Raw genomic sequence first — 24,455 nt, forward strand, 5'->3', positions numbered from 1 at the left:
GGTCAGCTCGCCATCGTCGTCGGGAGCACCAGCGGTGCGTCGGTCAGGGTGGTCTGCGCTCGGGACGCGTACTTGGTGAGGGCGCCGTCGGCCTGGGGGCCGTAGCCCCAGCGGCCCAGGGCGTCGTGGACCGCGGTGCGCTTTCCCACGGTGCTCGTGGCCAGGGTGTCGGCGATGAGGCCCGGGCTGTTCGCGTGGCGGACCGGGACCGGTCCGGCGGCGTTCGCGTCGCGCAGCGGCATCGCGCCGTCCGGCAGCCTCTCCACGCCGAGTGCTTCGGTGCTGATCGGCCCGACATCGTCGCCGGTCTCCGGCCCGGGGATCTCGATCCTCAGTCCGACCAGGTGGCCGGGGATCAGGCCTTCGTCCAGGCTCGGCTTGCCTGGCGCACCCCACTGCGCGGCCGGCACGTCACGCTTGATCTGGGTGATGACCCAGTCATAGTCCTCCCAGTCCTCGAAGACGGTGCCGTTGCGGTAGATGGTGACGCGGTGTTCGGAGGTGACATTCCGCTTGTCCATCGGGCGGATGTCCACTGTTTCGCCGCCAGGGCCCAGTTGCGCACTGTTGACGTAGACCTTCGACGACGGCAGCGCCGAGGTGGTCTCCACGACGAACCCGGCGGCGGTGATCGCGGTCGGCGCGTGCGCGGCGGTGCGGGCCGCGAGCTCGGCCGGGTCGATGTCGGGGAGCAGGCCTTCGAGCGGGATGATGGCGATCGGGTCGGGCAGCTGCTGGCGGAACTCCTGCCAGTTCTGCGCCGGCAGCGTCGGCCGGGAGGCCCCGAACCCGAAGCTGAAGCTGACGAACCACACCTTGACGCTGACCCGGCCGCCCAGCGGCGGGGTCCACAGGTCGATGCCGACGCCGACCTCGATGCTGACCCGGACCTTCACGAACCAGACCTTGATGGTGAAGGCGACGCCGATGCGGACGCCGATACTCACCTCGAGGTAGAAGGGGTTCCACTGGATCAGGGCATCGACATACGCGGTGAACCAAGCCGACAGCAGGCCCTTCTCATAGCGGGCTTCCAGCCGACCGCCGGCCATGATGGCGTTCGGGGTGAGGGCTGCGTACATCTGGGCGCTGACCCGGATGTTGTTGTCCGGGGACCAGATGAAGCCCAGCCGGGCCGGCCTCGGGTAGTGGTCTGGGATCGTGTACGAGGGGTGGTAGCCGCCGGCGGTGATGGCGAAGTCGCCCTTGTTCGTCCCGCCGGTCCACAGGTAGACGGCGATGCCGCCGGTCAGGCGCGCGGATTCGTGGAAGGCGAACGAGCCGTCGGCGATGGCCACGTCCATGGACAGCAGGCCCTTGCGGTCCTCGTAGCCGAGGCGGACGTCGATGTTGAGGCGGGCCAGGACCTTGCGGCCGGGCTGCGCGTTCTTGGGGAACGTCACCGTGGTGCGGCCCAGCAGCATCACGGCCAGCTCGTTGCCGAACTTGACCACGGCCAGGGCGCGGGTCTGGATGAACTTGAAGGAGGTGAACTGCAGGCCGACCGCGCCCCAGTAGCTGCCGGATTCCGGTCGCATCCAGGCGCCCGGACCCATCAGCATCGCCATGATCTCTTCCGGCGTCGGCGAGCCGGCCCCGGTCAGGCGCCGCACCAGCGGGAACTCGCCGACCTCGTCGATCGCCGGGATCCGGATGTCGTTGTTGACGCCGAAGCCGCCGGAAACCCCGGTCACCGTGAACGCCGGCGGCCCGAACAGCGCTACGTCCCCGATACCGCCGGCCTCGCCGAACAGGAAGATCGAGGACCAGCCGTCGCGGTGCCGGGCGTACGAGCCCAGCGCGGTCATCGCGAAGAACTTGACCTCGGCCACCACCGAGCCGCTGAGCAGCACCGAGTAGTCGGGGTCGGCGCGGTTCTCGAAGACGCCGGCGATGGACAGCGGTGGGGTGTCCATCCGCAGTGCCGCGCCCGACAGCCGGGGCTCGAAGTCGGTGTCGATGCTGAAGCCCAGACCCAGCAAGGAGAACGTGACCGGCCCGACCTGGAGGGTGGCGTCGAAGGACACGAAGACGCTGCCGTCGGCGTAGCCCAGGGCGATCCGCTTGATGCGCAGCGGGCCGACGGCGATATCGAGGTCGAAGCCGGCATCCAGACCCCGGGTCTGGCTCGCCGGCAAATTGCCGCCACCCCGACGGTTCCAGATCTCCAAGACCAGCGGCGGCTGCGCGTCCCCGCCGACGGCGTAGGACAAGGTGACGCAGAGCCCTGCGAGGTCGAGCTCTGGGAAGACGGGCATGACGGCGGACGGGGAGGCTTCCGGGGCGATCGCGGCGACGTCCCCGCGGACCGTTCCGGCCAGCGGGGCCGAACCCGGCTCTGGAGTCGGTCCCGCGTCGATCCGCCCGAACGCCGCCGCGCCGAAGCCGCCGACCTCGGCCAGCAGTTCGTTCGCCGCCACGGCGGCTGTGGCGTCCCAGCCCGAGGAGGTCAGGGCGAATCCGAGCCCTTCCATGGCCACGTCGTACTCGGCCGGGATCAAGTCTCCGACCATCGGCAGCTGTTTGGCCGAGGCTCGCACGGCCAGCCGGGCCGCGGCGCCGTACTTGCGGTCCACCGCGGCGAACGCCCACGACGTCCAGTCCGCCGACGCGGCCAGGGCGGACCGCTTGGCACCCGGCTCGTACCACAGCGTCAGCGAGTCCAGCTTCGGCACCAGCCCCGCCGGGGTGTCCGACGGGCCGCTCAAGCCCAGTGCGGACAGCAGGTCCAGGCCTTCGAGCGGCGGTTCGCCACCGGTCTTCTCCCACTTGGCCGCCAGCCACTTCCCACCCGCGCCACGTGCCGCCTGCACGACGAACCGCATGCTCTTCTCCGGCGACAGGACGAGATCCAAAGTCCCGGACACGGCTTGCTCGCCGCCGCCCGCGGTGAGGCGCAACTCCAGCCTGGCTGTCTTCTCGCCGAGTGCGACTTCACTGACCAGCACCACAGCGGCGTCGCGCTGGTCATCGAACTCGACGAGCAGTTCTTCGACGGTGAGGCCGGCCACGAACGCCGGCGGGGTGACGCCCAGCGCGGCGAAGATCTCCGCGGGCCGGATGTCCGTCCCCTGAGCTTGGAACGACCAGCCGCCGGCGCCGGCCCAGGTACCGGTGACGTCCAGGGTCCCGCCCTCGCCGATCCGCCATCGCGCACTCACCGAGCCCTGGGTGTCGGCACCGAATCTGGCGACGGTCAGGGTCACGTCGGTGAGTTCGATCCGATCGCCGCCGACGCGCCAGGCGTTCTGCAGGGTGGCGGAGAAGGCGTAGCCGCGAGCCGGCGGCGGGTTCAGGTCGCCCTCGACCGTCAGGACCCTGACTGTCGCCTCCGGTGGGACGCCCATCCCCGGTGGCAGCTCGCCGATCAGCGCGGCCAGCGGGACCGGTTCGGCGAGGATGCCGCTGATGGTCTTCTCCGGGTAGGCGACGGCCACGTCCACGACCACGTCGGCGCCCAGCCGGACCTGTCCGGCGGCCCCGGCGACCAGCGAGGGTGAAGTGCTGAACGGGTTCTCGACCTGGAACGTCGCCACCAGCGCGTGGATGGTCAGGACACCGGGGATGACTTCCCAGTCGGTGCCGAGCGAGACCGCCATCCGGGCTTCCAGCCAGTCGTACTCGACGGCCTGCGTGCCTTGCGTCTGCTTCGGCACGAACTTGATGCCCAGAGCCGTCAGGGCGAGCGCGACCGCTGAGGGCAGATCCGCCGGCGGCCGGAAGTCGCCGGGGTTCAGGTTCGCGAAGTCCAGCAGATCGTCCAAGCTGTCCAGCGGCACTTCCGGGAACGTCCCGGTGACGAACCACTCCTGTCCGGAGCCCAGCGGGGCGTAGCCCCAGACGTAGGGCTTCGGATCCGCCGCGGCGTCCGGGAAACCCAGTTCCGCACCGAAACCGAGCCGGGCCCGCACCCCCCTGCCGTCGGCCCCGGGCTCAGCCCCGAACACCAGATGCAGCGGCCCCAGCCCGATCCTCGCCAGCGCGGCCGGAACGGCGGCCACCTCCTCGGGCAGCCCCTCCCCCTCCGGCAACCGGGCGTCCACCCGAACACCCACGACGTGCTCCCACCCGGTGTCGGGCAGGAAGAACACCGAGGCCCGCGAGGTCACCTGCGAGGCCAGGCGAATGGCCCCGCTCACGGACAGGCGGTCGGCATCCACCTCGACATCACTGACCAGGCTGATCCTGCCCTCCGGCAGGAAGCGCTGGAAGAAGCCGAGGACCTCCCCGAAATCAAGCTCGACGGGCCCGATCTGAAAGGAGCCCTCCCCCTGAGCCAGTTCAAGGGCCTTGCGAAGGTCACCGACGGAAAACGGCATGGCTGAACCAGCCCTCCTGGCTCGGGGATAGCGAGAACCAACACGTGGTGAGGTGGCAGTACGAAACCCGGCGGAAGCGGCCCGAACCGCTGCCACCAGACTTGGTGAAACGTAGCGCCGCGCCGTGCACGAGGTAACAGCTGTCAGCAACCGCACGATCACCCTGACGGGAAACCACCCATGGCGGATCGTGGCTCAGACCGCGCCGCTCAACGCACAGTAAAGAGTGGGATACGCTCAGCCACTGGTCGCGATCGAGATACCAGCGATCTTCGATCGGTATGCCTGGTTCGCCGACCACTGTCGCCGATGGCCCGCAAGCCACACGGCATCATCACCATCCCGGAGAGCCTGGTTTCCTCCGAACAGGTGATCACACCTACGAAAACCAACTCCGCAGCCAGAACACGAAGTCGTCCCACACCGAGCCCAGCACGGTCAGATAGCCCTTCCCGGCCGGCGAGACCAGCAGCGTGGCGATGATGGTGGTGAGCGCGGCCAGGACCAGCGCGGCCAGCGACGCGTTGGAGATCCGGCTGCGGTACAGCCGCGACACGCCCTTGGCGTCCACCAGTTTGCCGCCCACCCGCAGCCGGGTCAGGAACGTGGAGGCCATCCCTCCGCGCCCCTTCTCCAGGAACTCCACCAGGTTGCTGTGGCCGCCGACGGCGACGATCAGGCTCGCGCCCTTGTCGTCGGCCAGCAGCATCGCCACGTCCTCGCTCGTGCCGGCCGCCGGGAACACCGCGCACGGCAGGCCCAGGGAGGTGACGCGGTCCAGGCCCGGGGCGGTCCCGTCCGGGTAGGCGTGCACGATCAGCTCCGCGCCGCAGGCCAGGGCCGCGTCGGAGACCGAGTCCATGTCGCCGACGATGATGTCCGGGCGGTGGCCGCACTCCAGCAGCGCGTCCGCGCCGCCGTCCACCCCTATGCACACCGGCCGGTACTCGCGGATGTAGGGGCGCAGGACCGCCAGGTCGTCCTTGTGATGCGTGCCGCGGACCACCATCAGCACGTGGCGGCCGTCGAGCTCGGTGGTGATGTCCGGGACCCCGACGCCGTCGAACAGCAGGTCGCGCTCGGCCCGCAGGTACTCCATGGTGTTCGCGGTGAACGCCTCGATCTGCTCGGACACCGTCGAGCGGGCCTCGGCCAGCGCCTCGACGACCTCCTCCAGGTCCACCGCCTTGCCGACCGCGACCGGGGTGCTGCCGCGCAGCACCACGTTGCCGTCCAGGCGCACCACGTCGCCCTCGGCGATCCGCTCCAGCACCGCCGGGCCCACCTCGTCGACCACGGGGATGCCGGCGGACAGCAGGATCTCCAGGCCCATCGCCGGATAGCGGCCGGACAGCGACTTGGCGGCGTTCACCACCGCCGCGGGCTTGCACGCCAGCAGCGCCTCGGCGGCCGGGCCGTCGAGGTCGACGTGGTCGATCAGGGCGATCTCGCCGGCCCGCAGCCGTTTGGTCAGGTCCTTGGTGCGCCGGTCGACCCGGGCAACGCCGGACAGGCCCGGCAAGTCTGGCTGGCGGGCCTGGGCTCGGCGTCGGGGACGGGGCGGAAGGTGCGTCATCACTGGCGCTCATCGTCGCATGTCCGACCGGGCCGGCGGTAAGGGATTGGCGGGTGCGCGGCACGGGGCGCGTGGGGGACGGGCTCGGGACGCTCGGACACGCAGGGTTCCGCACCGGCCGCGCGCCGGAGTCTGCACCCCGTACTACCTCCGGGTCTCCACCCCGTTCCACCTCCGAATCTCCACCCCGCTCTCCACCCGCGCTCCGATCTGGAAAGAACACCGGATCCATAGCGTCATAGCCATGAACATCCTGCAGATCGTCCTCATCATCGCGGTCGCCGCGCTGGTCATCGGCAAGCGCCTGACCGGGCGCCCGGTCGACACCCGCCGCTCGGTCGTCATGCCGGGCATCCTGGCCGTGTACGGCTGGTTCATCCTGCAGAAGAGCGGCACGCTGACGCACACCGACCAGGTGTGGCTCGCGGTCCAGGGCGCGGTGTCGATCGCGATCGGGCTCGTCCGCGGGTCCTCGATCCGGCTCTACGAGCGCGACGGGGTGGTCTGGGCCCGGTACCGTCCGGTAACGCTGCTGCTGTGGCTCGGTTCCTTCGCGGCCCGCTTCGGGCTGGAGGCGGTCGCGATCGGGGCCGGTGCGGGGAGGACGGCGATGACGTCCTCGACGATGCTCATGTTCGGCCTGTCGCTGGCCGCCGAGTCGCTGATCGTGCTGCCGCGGGCGCATGCCAGCGGGATTCCGGTCATGGCGCGCTCATGAGTGTGAGCGCCACGATCCGGCTGAGCGTGGCCGACGTGCTCCGCGCGCCGAGTGCCGGGCACACTGGCCTCATCATGAGCGACACCGCGGAAGACTTCCCCGACCTGCGGCGGTGGACCGAGCGCTGGCCCGCCGCCGCCGTGGCGCTGCGGCTGCTGGCGATCGGGGCGCTGTCGTTCACCATCGTGCACACCCGCCACCCGGCGGCCTGGGCGCTCGGCGGGGTCGCGGCGGTGGCCGGGATCATGTGGGCGGTCTCCGCGGTGCGCCCCCTGCCGGGGCTGGTGCCCGCGATCGCGGTGTTCGCCCTGTGCGGCGCGGTGCTGGCCGGCACGGGCCTGGCCGAGCCGTCGGGGCTGACGTACGTCTTCATGAGCCTGCTGTACCTGCAGGCGGTGGCCGAGCCGCGGGTGACGGCGCTGTACGTCGGGGTCGCGGTCATCGTCACCGGGGCGGTCAGCGCGGTCGCCGCGCACAACGGCAGCCAGTTCCCGTGGATCATCGCGGTCTCGGTCGGCGGCTACGTGTTCGGCGACGCCCGCCGCTCCCGCCGCCTGGCCCTGGAACGCGCGCAGGACCTGCTGGTGATGACCCGGCGCGCGAACACCGAGCAGGCGCACGCCGCGGCGCTGGCCGAGCGCGGCCGGATCGCCCGCGACGTGCACGACGTGCTGGCGCACTCGCTGTCGGGCCTGGCGATCCAGCTGGAGGCAGCCGACGCGTTGCTGACCGACGGCGCGGACGTGGAGCGCGCGCACACCATGGTGATCCGCGCCCGCCGCCTGGCCCGCGAGGGCCTGTCAGAGGTCCGGCGCGCGGTGGCGGCCCTGCGCGAGGACGTCAAGCCGCCGCAGGAGTCGCTGGCGGTGCTGGCCGCGGACTACACCGAGGACACCGGCTGGCCGGCGACGTTCGAGGTGGCCGGCGGCCCGGTGCCGCCTTTGACCGTGGAGACGGCGCAGACGCTGCAACGCGCCGCGCAGGAGGCGCTGACGAACGCGCGCAAGCACGCCCCGGGAGCGGCGGTGGCGCTGCGGCTGGCGGTAGGCACGGACGACACGGTCACGCTGACGATCGAGAACGCGGCCTCGACGACGGGCTCGGCACCCCTGGCAACCTCCGGCGGCGGCTGGGGGCTGGTCGGGCTGCGGGAGCGGGTGGAGTTGGTCGGCGGGTCGGTGCAGGCCGAGCCGACGGCGGAGGGCGGGTTCCGGGTAGAAGTAGTGGTTCCCGTCGCGGGAGAGGCGGATCCCGCGGGTTGACGCGACGCGCGCCTCAGTCCATCCCGTGCCGCAGCGCGTACCGCACCGCCTGAGCCCGATCGCGAACCCCGATCTTCGCGAACAGATTGTTGATGTGCGTCTTCACCGTCGCGGCGGAGACGAACAGCTCCTCGGCGATCTCCGTGTTCGACCTGCCGCGCGCGATCAGCGTCAGCACCTCGGCCTCGCGCGGTGTCAGGTCGGCCGAGGCCGCCACCTCGACCGCCGCGGCCAGCAGTATGGCCGTGACCCCGTCGTCCAGCACCGACTGGCCGGAGGCGGCGGCCTCGATGGCCCGGGCGATCTCGGCCCGGCCGGACTCCTTGGTGAGGTATCCGGTGGCGCCGGCGCGCAGGGCCTTGAGGATCGAGGCGTCGTCGGCGTGCGTGGTGAGCACCACGACCCGCACGTCCGGGGCACTGTCCGCGATCCGCCGCGTGGCCTCGACGCCGTCCACGCCGGGCATGCGCAGGTCCATGAGCACCACATCCGGCCGCAGCGTCTCGGCCGCCGCCACCGCCGCCGCCCCGTCCGCGGCCTCGCCGACGACCTCGACGCCGGGGGTCACGGACAGCAGCGCGACGAGCCCGTCGCGCACCGCCGCCTGGTCATCGGCCACCACAACACGGATCACTGGCACGGCAGTATTCTCACATCCCGGGGGAAGCCGCTCACCGACCGGTATCGAGGGCCGCATGTCGATCACCATCGCCGATGTCGCGAAGCGTGCCGGGGTCAGCAAGACCACGGTGTCGCGAGTGCTCAACGCCAAGGCCGGGATCACCCGCCAGACCACCGAGAAGGTGCGCTCGGCGATCGAGGAGCTGGGGTTCGTGCCCAGCTCGACGGCGGTCAGCCTGGCCCGCGGCCGCACCGGCACGGTCGGGGTGCTGGTCCCGTTCGGCAGTCCCGGCGCGCCGGCTCCGCTGCTGGAGTCGCAGTGGATGGCCGAGATCCTGCAGGCGGTCTCCGACGTGCTGGCGGCGGCCGGGTACGGGCTGCGGCTGTTCACGTGCGACGACAGTGCGGAGTCCCTGGAGCGGTTCGCGGCGCGGATCTCGGCGCGGTCGGTGGACGCCCTGCTGGCGATCGAGCCGACCGGAACACTCGACCAGATCGTCGGCATCGACCGGGGCGGGCTGCCGGTCGTCCTGGTGGACGACCGCGATCGCCGGGTCCCGCTGCCGACGGTGTCCACGACCAACGACCGGGGCGGGCAGTCCGCGGCGCGGCACCTGATGGACCTCGGCCGGCACCGGCCTCTGGTGATCACCGGGAAGCGCGAGTTCGGGTGCACCCGGCAGAGGCTCGCGGGTTTCCGCCGGGTCTACGCCGACGTCGGTCTGCCCGTCGCGGCGGAGTACGTCATCGAAGGCGACTTCACCGTCGCCGGGGGTGTGCGGGCCGTCCAGCAGGCGCTGCGCGACGGCATGGAGTTCGACGCGGTCTTCGCCCACAACGACCTGTCGGCGATCGGCGCGCTGCGGGCCATGCGGCAGGCCCCGCGCGGCAGTCTGGCCGACGACGACATCGCGCTGGTCGGGTTCGACGACATCCCGCTGGCGTCGCAGACCGGGTATCCGCTGACCACCGTGCGGCAGCCCCTGCCGGAGATGGGCGAGGCCGCGGCGCGGCTGCTGCTGGCCCGCCTCGATGACGGGGTGCGGGGGCCGGCGCCGGAGTCCTCGGTGGTCATTCCGACCGACTTGGTCGTCCGGAGGACCGCGGTGTCGGGGTGACGGCGGCGGCCCCGCCGCGCTCCAACCGCTACCTCGCTACCCCCCGCTACCTCGCTACCCCTGCTGCCGATCCGCCGCGGCCGCCTGCAGCAGCTCGTCCGCGTGCGCCTGCCCCAGCTCCGACTCCTCCAGCCCGGCGAGCATCCGCGCCAGCTCCCGCCGCCGCGCCGCGTCGTCGAGCACGACCACGCCCGAACGCGTGACCAGGCCGTCGTTGGCCTTCTTCACCACCAGCTGGCGGTCGGCGAACGCCGCCACCTGCGGCAGGTGCGTCACCACCACGACCTGCGCCGAGCGCGCCAGCCGGGCCAGCCGGCGCCCGACCTCCACCGCGGCCTTGCCGCCGACGCCGGCGTCCACCTCGTCGAAGACGAAGGTCGGGACCGGGTCCGAGCCGGCGAAGACCACCTCGACCGCGAGCATCACCCGGGACAGCTCGCCGCCGGAGGCGCCCTTGGCGATCGGCAGGAACGGCGCGCCGGGGTGCGGGGCCAGGCGGATCTCGACGTCGTCGACGCCGGTCGGACCGAACGCCACCGTGCGGTCGTCCACCTCCAGGCCGTCGGCGGAGTCCTTCTGCGCGACCGGGACCTCGACGCGGGCGTGCGGCATGGCCAGCTCCGCCAGCTCGGTGGTCACCGCCGCCGCGAACTTGTCCGCGGCCGCCGAGCGGGCCGCCGACACGCGCGCGGCGTGGCCGGCCAGCTCGGCGCGGGCCGCGGCGCGCTCCTCGGTGAGTGCGGCGATGCGCTCGTCGTCGCCCTCGAGCTCGGCCAGGCGCAGCGCGCCGTCGGAGGCCCAGGCGATGACGTCGGAGAGCTTGGGCCCGTACTTGCGCATCAGGCCGTTGAGGTCGCTGATGCGCTGCTGGACGTCGGCCAGGCGCCGCGGGTCGGCCTCGATCGAGTCGGCGTAGGCGGCCAGCTCGGTGGAGACGTCGGCCAGCAGGAACGAGGCCTCGTCCAGGCGCTGGGCCACCTCGGCCAGCGCCGGGTCGTGGCCGCGGGCGGCCTCCAGGGCCCGGGTCGCCTCCGACACCAGCGACAGAGCGTTGATGGACGCCGGATCGTCGGGGCTGCCGGCCAGCGCCATGTGCGCGCCGCCGGAGGCGGTGCGCAAGGTGTCGGCGTGCCCGAGGCGCTCGGCCTCGGCGTCCAGCTCGGCGTCCTCGCCCTCGACCGGCTCCAGGCGCTCGACCTCGGCCAGGCCGAAGCGCAGCAGGTCGGCCTCCTGGGCGCGCTCACGGGCCCGGGTGGTCAGCTCCTCCAGGGTGGCCTCGATCTTCTTCAGGCGATCGAAGCAGGCCTTGTACTCGGCCAGCGGCTCGGCGACGGCGGGGCCGGCGTAGCGGTCCAGGGCCTGGCGCTGGCGGGCCGGCTGCAGCAGCGACTGCTGCGCGGACTGGCCGTGCATGGCCACCAGGTCGTCGGCCAGGCCGCCCAGGACGCCGATCGGGACGGCGACGCCGCCCAGGCTCGCCCGGGAGCGCCCCTCCAGCGACACCGACCGGGAGATGATGAGCTCTGCCTTGTCCTTGCCGACGGGCTCGAACTCGGCGCCGGCCTCGGCGGCGGCCAGGCCGGCGGCGCTCTTGGGGTCCACGACCAGGCGGCCCTCGACCGAGGCCCGCTCGGCGCCGGGACGGACCAGCGCGGAGTCCGAGCGGCCGCCGAACAGCAGCCCGAGGCCCGTGACCACCATCGTCTTGCCGGCGCCGGTCTCGCCGGTGACGGCCGTGAATCCGGGCGACAGCTCCAACACCGCGTCCTCGATGACGCCGAGGCCGCGAATCCTCATCTGCTCCAGCACAGGTACGACACTAGGTCTTCCCGGGCCGGAAGCGGTACCTGCGCGCCGGATTCGTCCCTTTAGGGGGCGAAGTTCACGGCGAAGTTCACGGCCCTGACACGCTGTCAGGGGCGCCTCGGGCCGGCGCCGGTCCGAGGCGCGCGCCGCCTACTTCTCCACCCGCCAGCCGTCCACCGGCAGCGCGAACTTGGCCACCAGCCGGTCGCTGAACGGCGCGCGGTGCAGCCGGGCGAAGCGCACCGGCAGCGCCCCGCGCCGCACCTCGACGCGCGCCCCGGCCGCCAGGTCCAGCACCCGGCGTCCGTCGCACCACATCACAGCACCCTTGCTCCCCGTCTCGTCGCCGTTGGGCTGCAGTTCCAGCGCCAGCAGCGAGTGCGGGGAGACCACCATCGGCCGGGCGAACAGCGCGTGCGCGCTGATCGGCACCAGCAGCAGCGCGTCCAGGTCCGGCCAGACGATCGGGCCGCCGGCGGAGAAGTTGTAGGCCGTGGAGCCGGTCGGCGTGGCGAAGATGACGCCGTCGCAGCCCCACTTGGACAGCGGCCGGCCGTCGATGGAGACCAGCACCTCCAGCATGCGCTCGCGCGAGGCCTTCTCCACGCTGGCCTCGTTCAGCGCCCAGGACCGGTCCACGACCTGCCCGTCGAGGCTGACCTCGACGTCGATCGTCATCCGCTCCTCGACGGTGTAGTCGCGGGCCACGATGCGGTCCACGACGAAGGCCAGGTCCTCGTACTCGGCCTCGGCCAGGAACCCGACCCGGCCCAGGTTCACGCCCAGCAGCGGCACGCCGGCCGAGCGCGCCACCTCCGCGCCGCGCAGCATGGTGCCGTCGCCGCCGAGCACCACCACCAGCTCGATGTCCTCCAGCGCCTCGGCGCCGAGGGCGCAGACCGGGGCGTCGGTCTCCAGCTCCCCCGCCTCGCCGGCCAGCACCCGCACGCCGACCCCGGCGGCGGACAGCCGCGCGACCGTGTCGCGCGCGGCGTCCAGGGCCACCTGCCGGCCTGTGTGGACGACCAACAGCACGTTGCGCTCGCCGTGACCCATCAGCTCAGCCCCCAGACCCCTCGTTGGTATCGCCGTCGCCTTCGCCGTCGCCTTCGATGCCGATCTCGCCGCCGATCTCGAAGCCGAACCTGCCGTCCCCGGCCGGTCCCTCCTTGATGGCCCGCGCCAGATCCTCCTCCCGCAGCGGCGGCGCGTCGGCGCGCAGCCACAGGAAGTACTCGACGTTGCCGGCCGGCCCCGGCAGCGGACTGGCGGCCACGCCGCGCACGCCGAGCCCGGCCTCGGCCGCGGCGGCGGCCACGTCCCGCACCGCCTCGGCGTGCAGGGCCACGTCGCGCACCACGCCTCCGGAGCCCAGCCGCTCCCGGCCGACCTCGAACTGCGGCTTGACCATCAGCGTCAGGTCCGCCTCCGGGGTCGCGCAGGCGGCCAGCGCCGGCAGCACCAGCCGCAAGGAGATGAACGACAGATCGCCCACCACGAGTTCCACCGGTCCGCCGATCATCTCCGGCGCCAGGTCCCGGACGTTGGTGCGGTCCAGCACGGTGACCCGCTCGTCGGTGCGCAGCGACCAGGCCAGCTGGCCGTAGCCGACGTCGACGGCGATCACGTGCGCGGCGCCGTTGCGCAGCAGCACGTCGGTGAACCCGCCGGTGGAGGCCCCGGCGTCCAGGGCGCGGCGGCCGGCGAAGCTCAGGCCCTCGGCGGCGAAGGCGGCCAGCGCGCCGGCCAGCTTGTGCCCGCCGCGCGAGACGTACTCCGGGCCCTGATCCGCCTCGGCCACGACGATCGCCGCGGAGGTCTGGACCTGGGTGGCGGCCTTGGTCGCGCTCTGCCCGCCGACGCTGACCCGGCCGGCCTCGATCAGCTCGCGGGCCTGCTCGCGCGAGCGGGCGAGGTTGCGGCGGACCAGCTCGGCGTCCAGGCGGCGCCGGGCGGTCACCGCGGGCCCTGGGCGCCCGCGGGCTGCTCGGACAGGATCGCGCGCAGCTCGGTGTGGACGGTGTCGTACACGTCGGCGTGGCTCGGCAGCGGGGTGTCGGGCAGCCGGGCGAGCCGGTCCAGCGCGTCGTCCACGCGGCGGTCGCCGGAGTGCTCGTAATCCACTTGGAAGTCGGCGGTATCGGCGGTCTCATGGAAGGCGGCCGCCGGTGCGCCGCCGAGGGGCCCGTCCTGCCGGCGGTCCGTTTCGAACTCGCCCGTCTCGTCCATGGTCGCGCCGCTCGCCTTCGGTTGCCGGTTGTTCACTACGAACGCTATCGCGTCGACCCCGCTCGGCGCCGGTCCCGCCGCCGCCGGTGCGCGGCCCGGCGGCGCCGACGAACTACGACAAGCTGTAGCAGAACGGGTCGGACAGCGGAAAGCCACCGGGAATTCACAATTGCCATCCACGATATAGCGCGAATGCCATCATCATTCCTTCAGGAACCGATGAAAACCTGGTCAGAGCGCCTCCTGAATGGCATCCAGCGTTAACTCGCTACTCTTTCGAGTGACATTCACGTGGTGCCCGAATCCGCTAACATCTGCGGCAGTCTGGATGATTCCCGCGCCCCATCCGCGTGGGAACCCGTGGTCTGCCGCGTCGCCGGCGCCGAATCGTGGAGGGGTGTCGCTGGCATGGCGATGATGGCGGGCGACGATCCGTGGATCGACCGTTTGACAACGGCCTACAAGCAGCCGTGGAGCCGCCGCAAGGCGGCCACCTGGTGGCTCGCCGCGGCCACCCTGGTCTTCGGCATCGGGCTGATAGCCGGCAAGGGCGGGAACCCGCTGATAGACCTGAAGGTCTACCGCGACGGCGGGATCTCCTTCATGAAGGACCTGCCGCTGTACACGTCCCGCTTCCCGCACCCGCTGTCCGGACCGGACCTGCCGTTCACGTACCCGCCGTTCGCGGCCGTGATCTTCAGCGTGCTGGGCTTCGTCGGCTACTACCTGGCCGCCGTACTGATGGTGGCAATCGGGTTCAGCGCCCTGACCTGGACCATCTACCTGGTCCTGCGCAACCGCGCCGGAGCCCGGTTCCTGCCCGAGCCCACGCCGCGCGTGCTGGTCACGCTCACCCTGCTCAGCCTGGTGCTGGAGCCGATCAGCAGCACCTTCCTGCACGGCCAGATCAACCTGCTGCTGATGGGCCTGGTCGTCACCGACGCCCTGGGGCCCAAGACCCGGCTGCCGCGCGGCGTCCTGGCCGGCATCGCCGCCGCGATCAAGCTGACCCCGGCGGTGTTCCTGCTCTACTTCGTGGCGCGCCGGCAGTGGAAGACCGCCTCCAACATGGCCGCCGCCTTCGTCGGCGCGACCTCGCTGAGCTTCATCCTGGCGCCCCGGGACAGCAGGGCGTACTGGACCGAGACGGTCTTCGACCCCACGCGCATCGGCGACCTCGGATACGCCGCCAACCAGTCGCTGCGCGGCGGGCTGCACCGGCTCGGCGGCCTGCCCGGCCTGGCCATGTCGATGAAGACCGAGGAGCACCTCTGGTTCGGGCTGTCGATGATCGTCATCGCCCTGGCCTACCTCGGCGCGCGCCGGGCGATCAAGCGCGGCGACACGGTCTGCGCGCTGGCCGTGGTCGCCGCCTGCCAGCTGCTCATCTCCCCGGTCTCCTGGTCGCACCACTGGGTGTGGATCGCCCCGATGCTGCTGCCGTTCGCGATCCAGATCGTGCGCGGCCGGGAGCGGATCAAGATCGCCGCTCTGGCGCTGCTCACCGCGGTGTTCCTGATCGGCCCGCTGCTGCTCTTCCCGACCAACAACGGCCTGGAGATGCACTGGGGCTGGTGGGAGAACCTCATCGGCGACGCGTACATGCTCATCACGCTGTCTTTCGTCGTCTGGGCGGCGACGTCACGCCGGAGAGCGGCCGAGGTGCGTTAGGGTCACGCGCGTGGCCACCATCGAGGAATGCCGGGAAGCGCTGAAGGAGTTCGCCGGGAAGCTCGGCGACATGGACGAGTCGAGCAAGAAGCTCGTGCGGACCGTGAGCCTGAAGGTCCCGGACCTGGACGTGACCTTCCACGGGACGCTGCGCGAGGGGTCGCTGGAGGACGTCACCACCGAGCCCCGCGACCGGGCGCAGATCCGGCTCACCATCGACAGCGACGATCTGATCGCGCTGGTGGCCGGGGACCTGAACTTCGCCTCGGCGTGGGCCCGCGGCCGGGTGAAGCTGGAGGCCTCGATCTCGGACCTGCTGCGCCTGCGCAAACTGGTGTGAGGCCGGCACCCTCAACAAACCGGCAGAGCTGCCTGTAAGTTGGTGCGCGTGACATCCCCCGCGCGCCGCACCCAGGAGGAACGCTCCGCCGCCACCCGCCGCCTGCTGCTCGACGCGACCGTCGAGTGCCTGGTGAAGCACGGCTACGCCGGTACCACCACCACGCGGGTCTCCGAGCTGGCCGGCGTGTCGCGGGGCGCGCAGGTGCACCACTTCGCGACCAAGGACGAACTGGTCGTGGCGGCGGTGCGGCACCTGGCCGAGCAGCAGGCGCAGGTGGTCCTCACGCGGCCGGACCTGCTGGCCGGCTCGGCCGACCCGGTCGGGGACGCGCTGGAGCTGCTGTGGAAGGCGCATCAGGGCCCGACGTTCGACGCCGCGATCGAGCTGTGGGTGGCCGCGCGGACCGATCCGGACCTGCGGGAGGTGACGGCCGCGTTCGAGCGGACGCTCACCGCCCGGCTGATGGAGGTCTCCGAGATCCTGTTCGGGCCCCGGGTGACCGGGCTGCCGGACTTCCAGCTGCGGCTGCTGACCGCGCTGGAGGCGATCCGGGGGCTGCGGATGGTGTCGTTCCTGCACCCGTATCCCTCCGCCCGGCTCGACGAGCGGTGGCAGCGGTCGAAGGCACTGCTGCGGCCGTTGTTCGAACAGGCGGATTGACGCGTTACCTGATACACCATCAGAAATATTCACGCCTTTGCCGGGAGGGCACATGGCCGGGCCGCTGCAGGGACTGAAGGTCGTGGAGATCGCGGGCATCGGGCCCGGGCCGTTCGCCGCGATGCTGCTCGCCGACCTCGGCGCCGAGGTGATCCGGGTCGACCGGCCCGGCGGCGGCGGACTGTCGCTGGGCGAGAAGGACGTGCTCAACCGGGGCCGGCGCTCGGTGGCCGTGGACCTGAAGCATCCCGGCGGCGCCGAGGTGGTGCTGCGGCTGGCCGAGCAGGCGGACGTGCTGATCGAGGGCTACCGGCCGGGGGTGGCCGAGCGCCTGGGCATCGGCCCGGACGTGTGCCTGGCCCGCAATCCGAAGCTGGTCTACGGCCGGATGACCGGCTGGGGCCAGGACGGCCCGCTGGCCCCGACCGCCGGCCACGACATCGGCTACATCGCCGTCACCGGCGCGCTGCACGCCATCGGCCGCGCCGGCGGCCCGCCGCAGGTGCCGCTGAACCTGGTCGGCGACTTCGGCGGCGGCTCGATGTACCTGGCGGTGGGCATCCTGGCGGCGCTGTGGGAGGCCGCGCGCTCCGGCCGCGGGCAGGTCGTGGACGCCGCGATCGTCGACGGCACCGCGCACCTGGCGGCGATCCTGCACGGCTTCGTCAGCCTGGGCCTGTGGCGCGACCGCCGCGGCACCAACCTGCTGGACACCGGCGCGCCGTACTACGACGTCTACGAGACCGCCGACGGGGAGTACATGGCGGTCGGCGCGATCGAGCCGCAGTTCTTCGCCGCCCTGGTGGACCTGCTGGGCATCGCCGAGCGAGCGCCGGAGCAGAACGACCGCGAACGCTGGCCGGAACTGCGGGCCCTGATCGCCGAGGTCTTCCGCACCCGCACCCGCGAGGCGTGGACAGAGGTGTTCGCCGGCAGCGACGCCTGCGTGGCCCCGGTCCTGGGCGCCAAGGAAGCGGCCAAGCACCCGCACCTGGCCGCGCGCGGCACGTTGGTGGAGCGCGACGGCCTGACCCAGCCGGCACCGGCGCCCCGGTTCTCGCGCACCGCCGCCGAGCTGGGGCTGCCGCCGTGCGGCCCGGGGGCGCACACGCGGGAGGCGCTGGCGGCGTGGGGGTTCGACGACGTGGAGGCGCTGATGGAGGCGGGAGCGGTGGTGCAGGGCTGAGCGGCCTCAGAGCGGTCTCAGAGTGGCCTCAGCCCAGGGTGACCTTCACGACCTGGGAGGAGGGGAAGGCGACGGTGCCGTGCTCGTTCTTGGCGAAGACCCAGCCCGCCGCGAAGGCCACGGAGCTGGCCGGATAGTCGCCCTCGTCCACGAGCACGATGCGGATCGCCGGACGCCATTCGAGATCCTTCATGCCGCCAGCCTCGGCACGAAGCGGCGGGGCGGCGACATGGCAGGTCCAGGCAGGGGATGCGCGCGGCACCGGTCACGGCTCGCGGCTCGGCTCGGCTCGGCACGGCAGAGTTCGGCGGCGGCGGACGCTCTCGCACCACTGCCCCACCAGACCGGCGACCGAGAGCCGACACCATCCCGGCCGGCCGATCATCGCGAGCTCCCGATGACCGACCCGGCATCCCGCCCGCGCCGCCGCCTACTGCAACTGCGCCAGCGCGTCCTCGGCGTCCACCATCCCGCCGTAGTCCCACACCGCGGCGCACATCGCGCGCAGCCCGTCGATGCGGTCGCCGTGGCCGTGCAGCACCACGGTCTCGGACACCACCGCGGCGCTCCAGCGCGCCGAGACGAAGTTCACGCCCTCGCGGGTCGGGGCCACGTGCGGGCTCAGCAGGCCGCGCAGGTCCTCGGCGAGGTAGCTGGGGCGGCGCTCCGGCGGGGCCGCGAGCAGGTCGCGGGCCGTGGTCACGCCGGTGAAGACCAGCAGGCTGTCGGTGTTGCCGCGGACCGCGCCCTCGATGTCGGTGTCCAGCCGGTCGCCGACGATCAGCGGCCGGGTGGCGCCCGAGCGCAGGATCGACTCGCGGTGCAGCGGCAGCTCCGGCTTGCCCGCGACCTGCGGGATCACGCCGGAGGCGGCGCCGACCGCGGCGACCAGCGTGCCGTTGCCGGGGGCGATGCCGCGCGAGGTGGGGACCGTGGTGTCGGTGTTGGTGGCGATCCAGGGCACGCCGCGGCGCACCGCGTAGGTGGCCTCGGCCAGGTCCTTCCAGCCCAGGTCCGGGGAGTAGCCCTGGAGCACGATGTCCGGCAGGTCGTCGGCGGAGGCGACCGGCTTCAGGCCGACCTCGCGCACCGCCGCCATCAGCCCCTCGCCGCCGATCACCAGCACCCGGCCGCCCTCGCCGACGCAGGCGGTGGCCATCCGGGCCGCGGCCTGCGCCGAGGTGACGACCTCGTGCGCGGACGCCGCGACGCCGAGCTCGTTGAGGTGCTCGGCGACGGCCTCCGGCGTGCGCGAGGCGTTGTTGGTCACGTAGGCGCGCCGCATGCCGTGGTCCTGCGCGGCACGCAGCGCCTCGGCGGCGTGCGGAACGGCGTCCGCGCCGCGGTACACCACCCCGTCCAGGTCCAGCAGGGCCGTGTCGTACGCCTCGGCGAGCGGCCTCTGCGAGGTCAGGAACGGCACGGATCCGGCGCGGCCGGCCCCCTCGGCGTGGTCAGCGGTCTCAGCGGTCACACCACTATCTGATCACATCTCGGTGCTCAGGTGTCGGCCAGCCCCTTCTTGCCGGTCTGTTCCCGCAACGTGGACCTGGCGGCGCGCAGCGCGTTGGCGTAGTGACGGATCTCCGGGCGCATCGCGGCCGCGGCCGACAGGTGCTCGACGGCGACATCCATCTGGCCGAGTTTGGCCGCGGCCAGGCCCCAGCCGAACTGCGCGTAGTCGTCGTCCGGGCTGACGTGCGCCAGCTGCGCGAAGCTCTCCACGGCCTGCTCGTACAGGCCGCCGTCGAAGTGGGCGCGGGCCAGCGCCTCCAGCACCGGGGCGGAGTCGGGGGTCTTCAGCGCGACCTTGGTGAGCAGCTGCGCGGCGGCGGCCGGGTCGCCGGCCTCCAGCAGTTGAACGCCCTGCCGGTACCAGTCGGCGGCCTCTCCGGTGGGCTCGCCCGTACCGTCCTCGGCGTCGTACTCGCCGTATCGCTCAGACATCAGATCCTCCGTCGTCCTCGGCTCCCGCTACCGGCTCCCCATCCGTGACACCTTGTTGCCGTCTTTCCTTTCCACCCTCCACCCACGTCATGCCACCGCCCACACTCGTACGATGCGTGCATGGCACACAACGATCCGCAGGCACTCAGAATCCTCCCCTTCCGAGGACTGCGGTTCGCACCGGACCGGGTCCGCGACCCGTCGGCGGTCACTTCGCCACCGTACGACATGATCGGTCCGGATGAGGCCAGGCGGCTGGCCGACATCGAGGAGCACAACGTCGTGCGGCTGATCCTGGCCGCGCCGGAGGAACTGGCCGGCGGGCCCGGCGCGCCGGCGCGCTATCACCGGGCGGCGACGTCGCTGCGGTCGTGGATCGACGACGGGGCGCTGCGGCAGGACGACGAGCCGGCGTTCTACGTGTACGAGCAGACCGGGCGCGGGGGCCGGCAGCGCGGGCTGATCGCCCTGGTGAAGCTCGATGACGCCGACACGGATGCCGGGCCGGACGCTGGATCGAATGCGGGTCCTCACGCGAGCGCCGCCGAGCCCGCCCCGGCCCACCGCGCGATCCTGCCGCACGAGGCCGTGACCGACTCGGTGGTGGCCGACCGCGTGGCCCAGATGCGCGCTACCGAAGCCCACATCGAACCGATCCTGCTCACCTACGAAGGCGACCGCACCGTCTCGGACCTGCTGGACGCCGTCGCGGACCGGCACGAGCCGCTGACCGTGACCACCACCGCCGACGGCACCCGGCACCGGCTGTGGGCGCTGACCGACCCGGCGGCCACCGACCGCATCGCCGCCGACCTGCTCGGGCACCGCGCCCTCATCGCCGACGGCCACCACCGCCACGCCGCCTACCGCCTCCTGCGCGCCGAACGCGGCGGCGGCCCGGCGGCGTACGGCCTGGCCCTGCTGGTCGACACCAGCCGCTTCCCGCTGAGCCTGCACGCGATCCACCGCGTCCTGCCGCACGTCCCCCTGGCCACGGCGGTGACGCAGGCCGGCAAGGTCTTCACGGTCCGCCAGACCCCCGACCCGCACCACGCCCTGGACGCGATCCCCGCCGGCGAACACGCCTTCGTCCTGTCGGACGGCACGACGCACTACCTGCTCACCGCCCCCGACCCGGCGGTCCTGGCCGAGACCATCCCCGCGGACAAGCCCGCCGCCTGGCGCGCCCTGGACGCCACGGTGCTGCACCACGTCCTGGTCGAGGCGATCTGGCAGCTCCCGGACACCCCCGAGGAAGTCCGCTTCGACCACGACCCGGTGCACGCGGTCGCCGAGGCGGCGCGCATCGGCGGCACCGCGGTCCTGCTGCGGCCGACCACCGAGGACGTGGTGCGCCAGCTGGCCGGGGCCGGGGTGCTGATGCCGCGCAAGTCGACCGCCTTCGGGCCCAAGCCGGCGACCGGGCTGGTGATGCGGCTGCTGGCCGAGGATTAGGCCGGCAGGGCAGGGCAGGGCAGGGCCGGACCGCCAGGGCAGAGCCGGACCGCCCGCGCGCCAGGGCGTCACAGCCCTCGCAGAAACTCCCCGATCCGCTCCCGCGACCAGGCCCCGTCCGCGATCACCACCCGGTACCCCACCGCCAGCCGCTCCCCCGCCGCCAGTACCCGCGGCCGCCGGAACGCCAGCGACGGGTTCACCCCCGGGTAGTCGTCGCTGCGCACGAACCACTCCGGCGGCGCCCCGTCCGGGATGAACAGCAGGGTCGCGAAGCCGTCGCGCTCGTCGAACTCGCCGATGTACGCCAGCCACGGCGCGCGCTCCCCCATCAGCGCCTCGGCCCCTTCCAAGCCGTTCCCGGCCAGGACCCGGCCGCCGGTGAACGACCGGGGCCCGCGCCAGAAGAAGCCGCAGTAGCCGGCCTGGTCGCGGCCGAGCACCGTCGGGCTCTTGAACGCCACCGGGTCGGCGCCGAGCGTTCGCAGTTCGCTGCGGAACTCCAGCGTCCAGCAACCCGCCGCCGGGTTCACATCGCGGACCGCGAACGAGCGCCGCTCGGCCAGCAGCGGCACGCCGTCGGCGCCGATCCACGCCAGTTCGGCGGCGATCGTGTCGTCGACCAGCACCTGGAACGCGCCGGCGGCGACGCGGCCCACGTCGCCGAGGTCGACGTAGCCGAGGCCGTCGACATAACTCGGGCCGCCCCAGAAGTTGGTGCCCGCCGCGTGCGGCACCGCCATGGTCAGCCCCTTGTGCCAGCGGTGGTCGTGCGGCCGGTGCCCGGTCACCACGCCGCCGGACAGCGTCCGCAGCGGATGCAGGTACGGCGTGCGGCACTCGCGGGCCGGGACGGCCTGGTCGGCGAACCGGGCGCGCAATACCTCGACCGGGCCGGCCTGGGCTTCGACGCCGGCACCGACGCTGACGCCGACGCTGACCTGGTCGTCGTTTACGCTCACGGCAGTTGCGGCCGTCAGCGCGGCGTCCGAGGCGGTCACTTGCCCTCCCGGCTTTGCTAGTCTTCATGTGACCGTTCACGAGAACGACCCGAAGCAGATCTTCACGGAGGTGGTCACGTGCGTCAACCCCCGACCGTCGAACCCCCGGCGGTCGAACCCCCGACCGTCGAACGCCCGACCGTCGCCCTGGTCGGCGTCCACGGTCACGGCCGGTGGCACGCGCGCCGCATCGCAGAGCTCGAACAGGCGGGCCGGCTGCGGCTGGCCGCGGTCGCCGACCCGCGTCCGCCCGAGCCCGGCACCGTGCCGGAGGGCGTCGCCCGGTACGCGACCCTGGAGGACCTGCTGGCCGCCGCGCCGCCGGACATCACACTCATCGCCACACCCACCCCCACCCACTTCGCCCTCGCCGAGGCCGCCCTGCGCGCCGGCTCCGACGTACTGCTGGAGAAGCCCCCGGTCACCGGCCTGGCCGAACTGGCGGCGCTGCGCGCGACCGCCGCCCGGACCGGCCGGATCGTGCAGGTCGGCTTCCAGTCGCTGGGCTCGGCCGCGCTGCCGGCGCTGCGCACCCTGATGGCCGACGGCACGATCGGCGAGGTCACCGGCGTCGGGGCGGCCGGGGCGTGGTGCCGGCCGGAGACGTACTGGCGGCGCGCGCCGTGGGCCGGGAAGCGCTGGATGAACGGGGTGCCGGCGCTGGACGGCGCGCTGACCAACCCGTTCGCGCACGCGGTCGTCACGGCGCTGGCCGTGCTGGGCGAGGACGCGATGGCGCAGGTCCCGGAGCGCACGCGACTGGAGTTGTTCCACGCGAACCCCGTCGAGGCCGACGACACCTCGGCGGTCCGGATCGAGCTGCCGGGCGCGCCACCGATCCTGGTCGCGGTTTCGGTGTGCGCGCCGAAGGCCGCCGAGATCGATCCGTGGGTGCGGGTGCAGGGCACGGAGGGTGAGGCGGTGTTCCACTACACGGCCGGGCGACTAAGCGTCTCCCGTTTTAACTCCGGTGTGAGTACTGGCGTTGAGGAACTGAGCCAGGCCTTCCCCGAGGCCGACCTGCTGGCGAACCTCCTGGACCACCGCGCGCGCCCCGACGAGGTGCCGTTGATGGTCCCGTTGGAGGACACGATCGGCTTCACGGCCGTGCTGGAGGCGGTGCGGGACGCGCCCGAGCCGCGGGCGATCGCCCCCGAACACGTCCGGGTCGAGGACTCCGAGGTAGGACGGGCGACGACGGTGCCCGGCATCGTCGACCTCGTGCAGGCCTGCGCACGTGGTCAACTGCTGTTCTCCGAAGCCGGTGCCCCTTGGGCACTTCCCGATCACTGAACGGACACCTCGCGGTCGGCGGCCTGCGTTATGGTCGCCGGCCATGGGAATAGCCGAAAGACTGTTCGGGTCAGCCCGCGACCGATTCGGTAAACAGGTCGCGGCCCGGGTCAGGACCGTGGACTCCGTGGTGTGCGCCGACTACGACCCGGAGAAGTTCCAGGTGGTGTATCGGGGGGCTCAGAGCGGCGAGCCGGCGGTCATCAACCTGGAGACGGTCTTCCGCGAGAGCCAGGGCGCGCCGGGGGCGGTGCGCAGAGCCGCCATCGGCCGGCTGGTCGACGTCGCCGCGCTGCCGCCGACGCCGGACCGCTGGGACGACGTGCAGTCCGCGGTGCGGCCCGTCCTGCGTCCGATCCCGGCCGACCCGAAGTTCGACATCGTCAGCCGGCCGGCCGGGCTGTACCTGGCGGAGATGCTGGTCGTCGACACCCCGTCGGCGATGCGCTACGCCGGCCGCGCGGACCTGGCGCGCTGGGGCGTCGGCGCCGAGGAGGCGTTCGACACCGCGCACCGGAACATGGCCCGCACGGTCACCACGTCCCTGGACGAGGCGCGCCGCCGCGAGGGCAGCACCGAGCCGACCCGCCTGACCGACAACGGCGACGCCTACCTGACCTCCCTGCCGCTGATCCAGGGCTGGCTGGAAACGGTTCGGCGCATCGCCGGCGCCCGCCCCCTGGCCTTCCCGGTCAGCAACAACACCCTGCTGCTCGCCTACGAGACCGCCGACGCCGAGGCCCTGGCCAAGGCCTTCGAGGTCGCCGAGCGCGAATGGCGCGAGGCCGCCCGCCCGATCAGCCCGGCCCCGCTGACCGTCGACGAGGACGGCACGGTGATCCTGTACCAGGCCCCGAAGGACCACCCGGCGCACCCGGCGGTCAAGCACGCGCAGATCCTGCTCGCGATGGACGCCTACGGCCCGCAGACGGAGTACCTGCGCGGCACCGCCGGCTCCGCCGACCCCTTCCCCGCCGCCCTGAAGGGCTTCCGCGACCCGGCCGGCGCAGAGGTGACGGCCGCGTCCTGGGCCGACGGCGACAGCTCGCTGCTGCCGCAGGCGGACCTGGTCGTCTTCCCGAAGCGCGACGAGGAGATGCTGATGGTGCCCTGGTCGGTGGTCGCCGAGGAGGCCGGACTGACGCCCGCCGAGGGCTACCACCCGGCGCGGTACCGGGTCGGCGGCTGGCCGGAGGCCGACGTGATGGAGCGGATGGCGAAGCTCGCGGCGCAGGCTTGAGGGGCGGCCG

The 24,455-nt window shown here is 72.6% G+C and carries 21 protein-coding genes; 10 read left to right on the forward strand and 11 right to left on the reverse strand.

Annotated features, from left to right (window positions below; all coding sequences use genetic code 11):
* Window positions 1–2: 2 nt before the first annotated feature.
* Window positions 3–4,319: a DUF6603 domain-containing protein gene (locus tag ABH926_RS42360; RefSeq protein ID WP_370372134.1), complete on the reverse strand. Its 4,317-nt coding sequence runs from the start codon at window positions 4,317–4,319 to the stop codon at window positions 3–5.
* A gap of 379 nt (window positions 4,320–4,698) precedes the next feature.
* The gene (gene steA / locus ABH926_RS42365) at window positions 4,699–5,895 is read right to left on the reverse strand and encodes a putative cytokinetic ring protein SteA (protein WP_370372136.1); all 1,197 of its coding nucleotides are present in this window, start codon (window positions 5,893–5,895) and stop codon (window positions 4,699–4,701) included.
* Window positions 5,896–6,139: 244 nt separating this feature from the next.
* On the opposite strand from steA, the gene ABH926_RS42370 reads away from it, so the two are divergent.
* Both ABH926_RS42370 and ABH926_RS42375 read left to right on the forward strand, forming a co-directional pair.
* A complete protein-coding gene (locus ABH926_RS42370) occupies window positions 6,140–6,613 on the forward strand; it encodes a hypothetical protein (RefSeq protein WP_370372138.1) in 474 nt (157 codons plus the stop codon).
* On the forward strand, window positions 6,610–7,875 hold the full coding sequence (locus ABH926_RS42375) for a sensor histidine kinase (protein ID WP_370372139.1): 1,266 nt from the start codon (window positions 6,610–6,612) through the stop codon (window positions 7,873–7,875). Before ABH926_RS42370 ends, ABH926_RS42375 begins: the two co-directional genes overlap by 4 nt.
* 13 nt (window positions 7,876–7,888) lie before the next feature.
* On the opposite strand, the gene ABH926_RS42380 is transcribed toward ABH926_RS42375, so the two are convergent.
* Complete coding sequence (locus tag ABH926_RS42380; protein WP_370372141.1) at window positions 7,889–8,515, reverse strand: response regulator; 627 nt, start codon at window positions 8,513–8,515, stop codon at window positions 7,889–7,891.
* Window positions 8,516–8,570: 55 nt separating this feature from the next.
* Here ABH926_RS42380 and ABH926_RS42385 point away from each other — a divergent pair, with 55 nt between their 5' ends.
* Window positions 8,571–9,614 carry a LacI family DNA-binding transcriptional regulator gene (locus ABH926_RS42385; RefSeq protein ID WP_370372143.1) on the forward strand — a complete coding sequence of 348 codons (1,044 nt, stop codon included), beginning with the start codon at window positions 8,571–8,573 and terminating at the stop codon, window positions 9,612–9,614.
* A gap of 54 nt (window positions 9,615–9,668) precedes the next feature.
* Here the strand turns inward: ABH926_RS42385 and recN are convergent, their stop codons facing one another.
* From recN to ABH926_RS42405, 4 genes are all read right to left on the reverse strand, one after another.
* Window positions 9,669–11,411, reverse strand: coding sequence for a DNA repair protein RecN (gene recN, locus ABH926_RS42390; protein WP_370372216.1), 1,743 nt, complete (start codon window positions 11,409–11,411; stop codon window positions 9,669–9,671).
* A 159-nt stretch (window positions 11,412–11,570) separates the two neighbouring features.
* On the reverse strand, window positions 11,571–12,476 hold the full coding sequence (locus ABH926_RS42395; protein WP_370372145.1) for an NAD kinase: 906 nt from the start codon (window positions 12,474–12,476) through the stop codon (window positions 11,571–11,573).
* Between the two features lie 4 nt (window positions 12,477–12,480).
* Window positions 12,481–13,380 (reverse strand): TlyA family RNA methyltransferase, encoded by a 900-nt coding sequence (locus tag ABH926_RS42400; protein ID WP_370372147.1) that lies wholly within the window; start codon window positions 13,378–13,380, stop codon window positions 12,481–12,483.
* Window positions 13,377–13,649 carry a hypothetical protein gene (locus tag ABH926_RS42405; RefSeq protein WP_370372149.1) on the reverse strand — a complete coding sequence of 91 codons (273 nt, stop codon included), beginning with the start codon at window positions 13,647–13,649 and terminating at the stop codon, window positions 13,377–13,379. Before ABH926_RS42405 ends, ABH926_RS42400 begins: the two co-directional genes overlap by 4 nt.
* 408 nt (window positions 13,650–14,057) lie before the next feature.
* Between ABH926_RS42405 and ABH926_RS42410 the strand changes: the two genes are divergently transcribed.
* The 4 genes from ABH926_RS42410 to ABH926_RS42425 are packed head-to-tail and all read left to right on the forward strand — an operon-like array spanning window position 14,058 to window position 17,509.
* The gene (locus ABH926_RS42410; protein WP_370372151.1) at window positions 14,058–15,320 is read left to right on the forward strand and encodes a glycosyltransferase 87 family protein; all 1,263 of its coding nucleotides are present in this window, start codon (window positions 14,058–14,060) and stop codon (window positions 15,318–15,320) included.
* A gap of 10 nt (window positions 15,321–15,330) precedes the next feature.
* On the forward strand, window positions 15,331–15,660 hold the full coding sequence (locus ABH926_RS42415) for an alkyl sulfatase C-terminal domain-containing protein (protein WP_370372153.1): 330 nt from the start codon (window positions 15,331–15,333) through the stop codon (window positions 15,658–15,660).
* Window positions 15,661–15,708: 48 nt separating this feature from the next.
* Window positions 15,709–16,323: a TetR/AcrR family transcriptional regulator gene (locus tag ABH926_RS42420; RefSeq protein WP_370372154.1), complete on the forward strand. Its 615-nt coding sequence runs from the start codon at window positions 15,709–15,711 to the stop codon at window positions 16,321–16,323.
* A gap of 52 nt (window positions 16,324–16,375) precedes the next feature.
* A complete protein-coding gene (locus ABH926_RS42425; RefSeq protein ID WP_370372156.1) occupies window positions 16,376–17,509 on the forward strand; it encodes a CaiB/BaiF CoA transferase family protein in 1,134 nt (377 codons plus the stop codon).
* A 28-nt stretch (window positions 17,510–17,537) separates the two neighbouring features.
* On the opposite strand, the gene ABH926_RS42430 is transcribed toward ABH926_RS42425, so the two are convergent.
* From ABH926_RS42430 to ABH926_RS42440, 3 genes are all read right to left on the reverse strand, one after another.
* Window positions 17,538–17,702: a hypothetical protein gene (locus tag ABH926_RS42430; protein WP_370372157.1), complete on the reverse strand. Its 165-nt coding sequence runs from the start codon at window positions 17,700–17,702 to the stop codon at window positions 17,538–17,540.
* A 237-nt stretch (window positions 17,703–17,939) separates the two neighbouring features.
* Window positions 17,940–18,932, reverse strand: coding sequence for an HAD-IIA family hydrolase (locus ABH926_RS42435; protein WP_370372218.1), 993 nt, complete (start codon window positions 18,930–18,932; stop codon window positions 17,940–17,942).
* 77 nt (window positions 18,933–19,009) lie between these two features.
* A complete protein-coding gene (locus tag ABH926_RS42440) occupies window positions 19,010–19,456 on the reverse strand; it encodes a tetratricopeptide repeat protein (protein ID WP_370372159.1) in 447 nt (148 codons plus the stop codon).
* A 120-nt stretch (window positions 19,457–19,576) separates the two neighbouring features.
* Between ABH926_RS42440 and ABH926_RS42445 the strand changes: the two genes are divergently transcribed.
* The gene (locus tag ABH926_RS42445) at window positions 19,577–20,911 is read left to right on the forward strand and encodes a DUF1015 family protein (RefSeq protein WP_370372161.1); all 1,335 of its coding nucleotides are present in this window, start codon (window positions 19,577–19,579) and stop codon (window positions 20,909–20,911) included.
* A gap of 68 nt (window positions 20,912–20,979) precedes the next feature.
* Here ABH926_RS42445 and ABH926_RS42450 read toward each other — a convergent pair whose 3' ends face one another.
* Entirely contained in the window at window positions 20,980–21,912 is a 933-nt protein-coding gene (locus ABH926_RS42450) for a PmoA family protein (protein WP_370372163.1), read from the reverse strand.
* A 78-nt stretch (window positions 21,913–21,990) separates the two neighbouring features.
* On the opposite strand from ABH926_RS42450, the gene ABH926_RS42455 reads away from it, so the two are divergent.
* Both ABH926_RS42455 and ABH926_RS42460 read left to right on the forward strand, forming a co-directional pair.
* Window positions 21,991–23,205, forward strand: a complete 1,215-nt coding sequence (locus ABH926_RS42455; RefSeq protein ID WP_370372164.1) for a Gfo/Idh/MocA family protein — start codon at window positions 21,991–21,993, stop codon at window positions 23,203–23,205.
* Window positions 23,206–23,248: 43 nt separating this feature from the next.
* Window positions 23,249–24,445, forward strand: a complete 1,197-nt coding sequence (locus ABH926_RS42460; protein ID WP_370372166.1) for a hypothetical protein — start codon at window positions 23,249–23,251, stop codon at window positions 24,443–24,445.
* Window positions 24,446–24,455: the final 10 nt, after the last annotated feature.

The sequence above is a fragment of the Catenulispora sp. GP43 genome (assembly GCF_041260665.1).
Classification (GTDB): domain Bacteria; phylum Actinomycetota; class Actinomycetes; order Streptomycetales; family Catenulisporaceae; genus Catenulispora.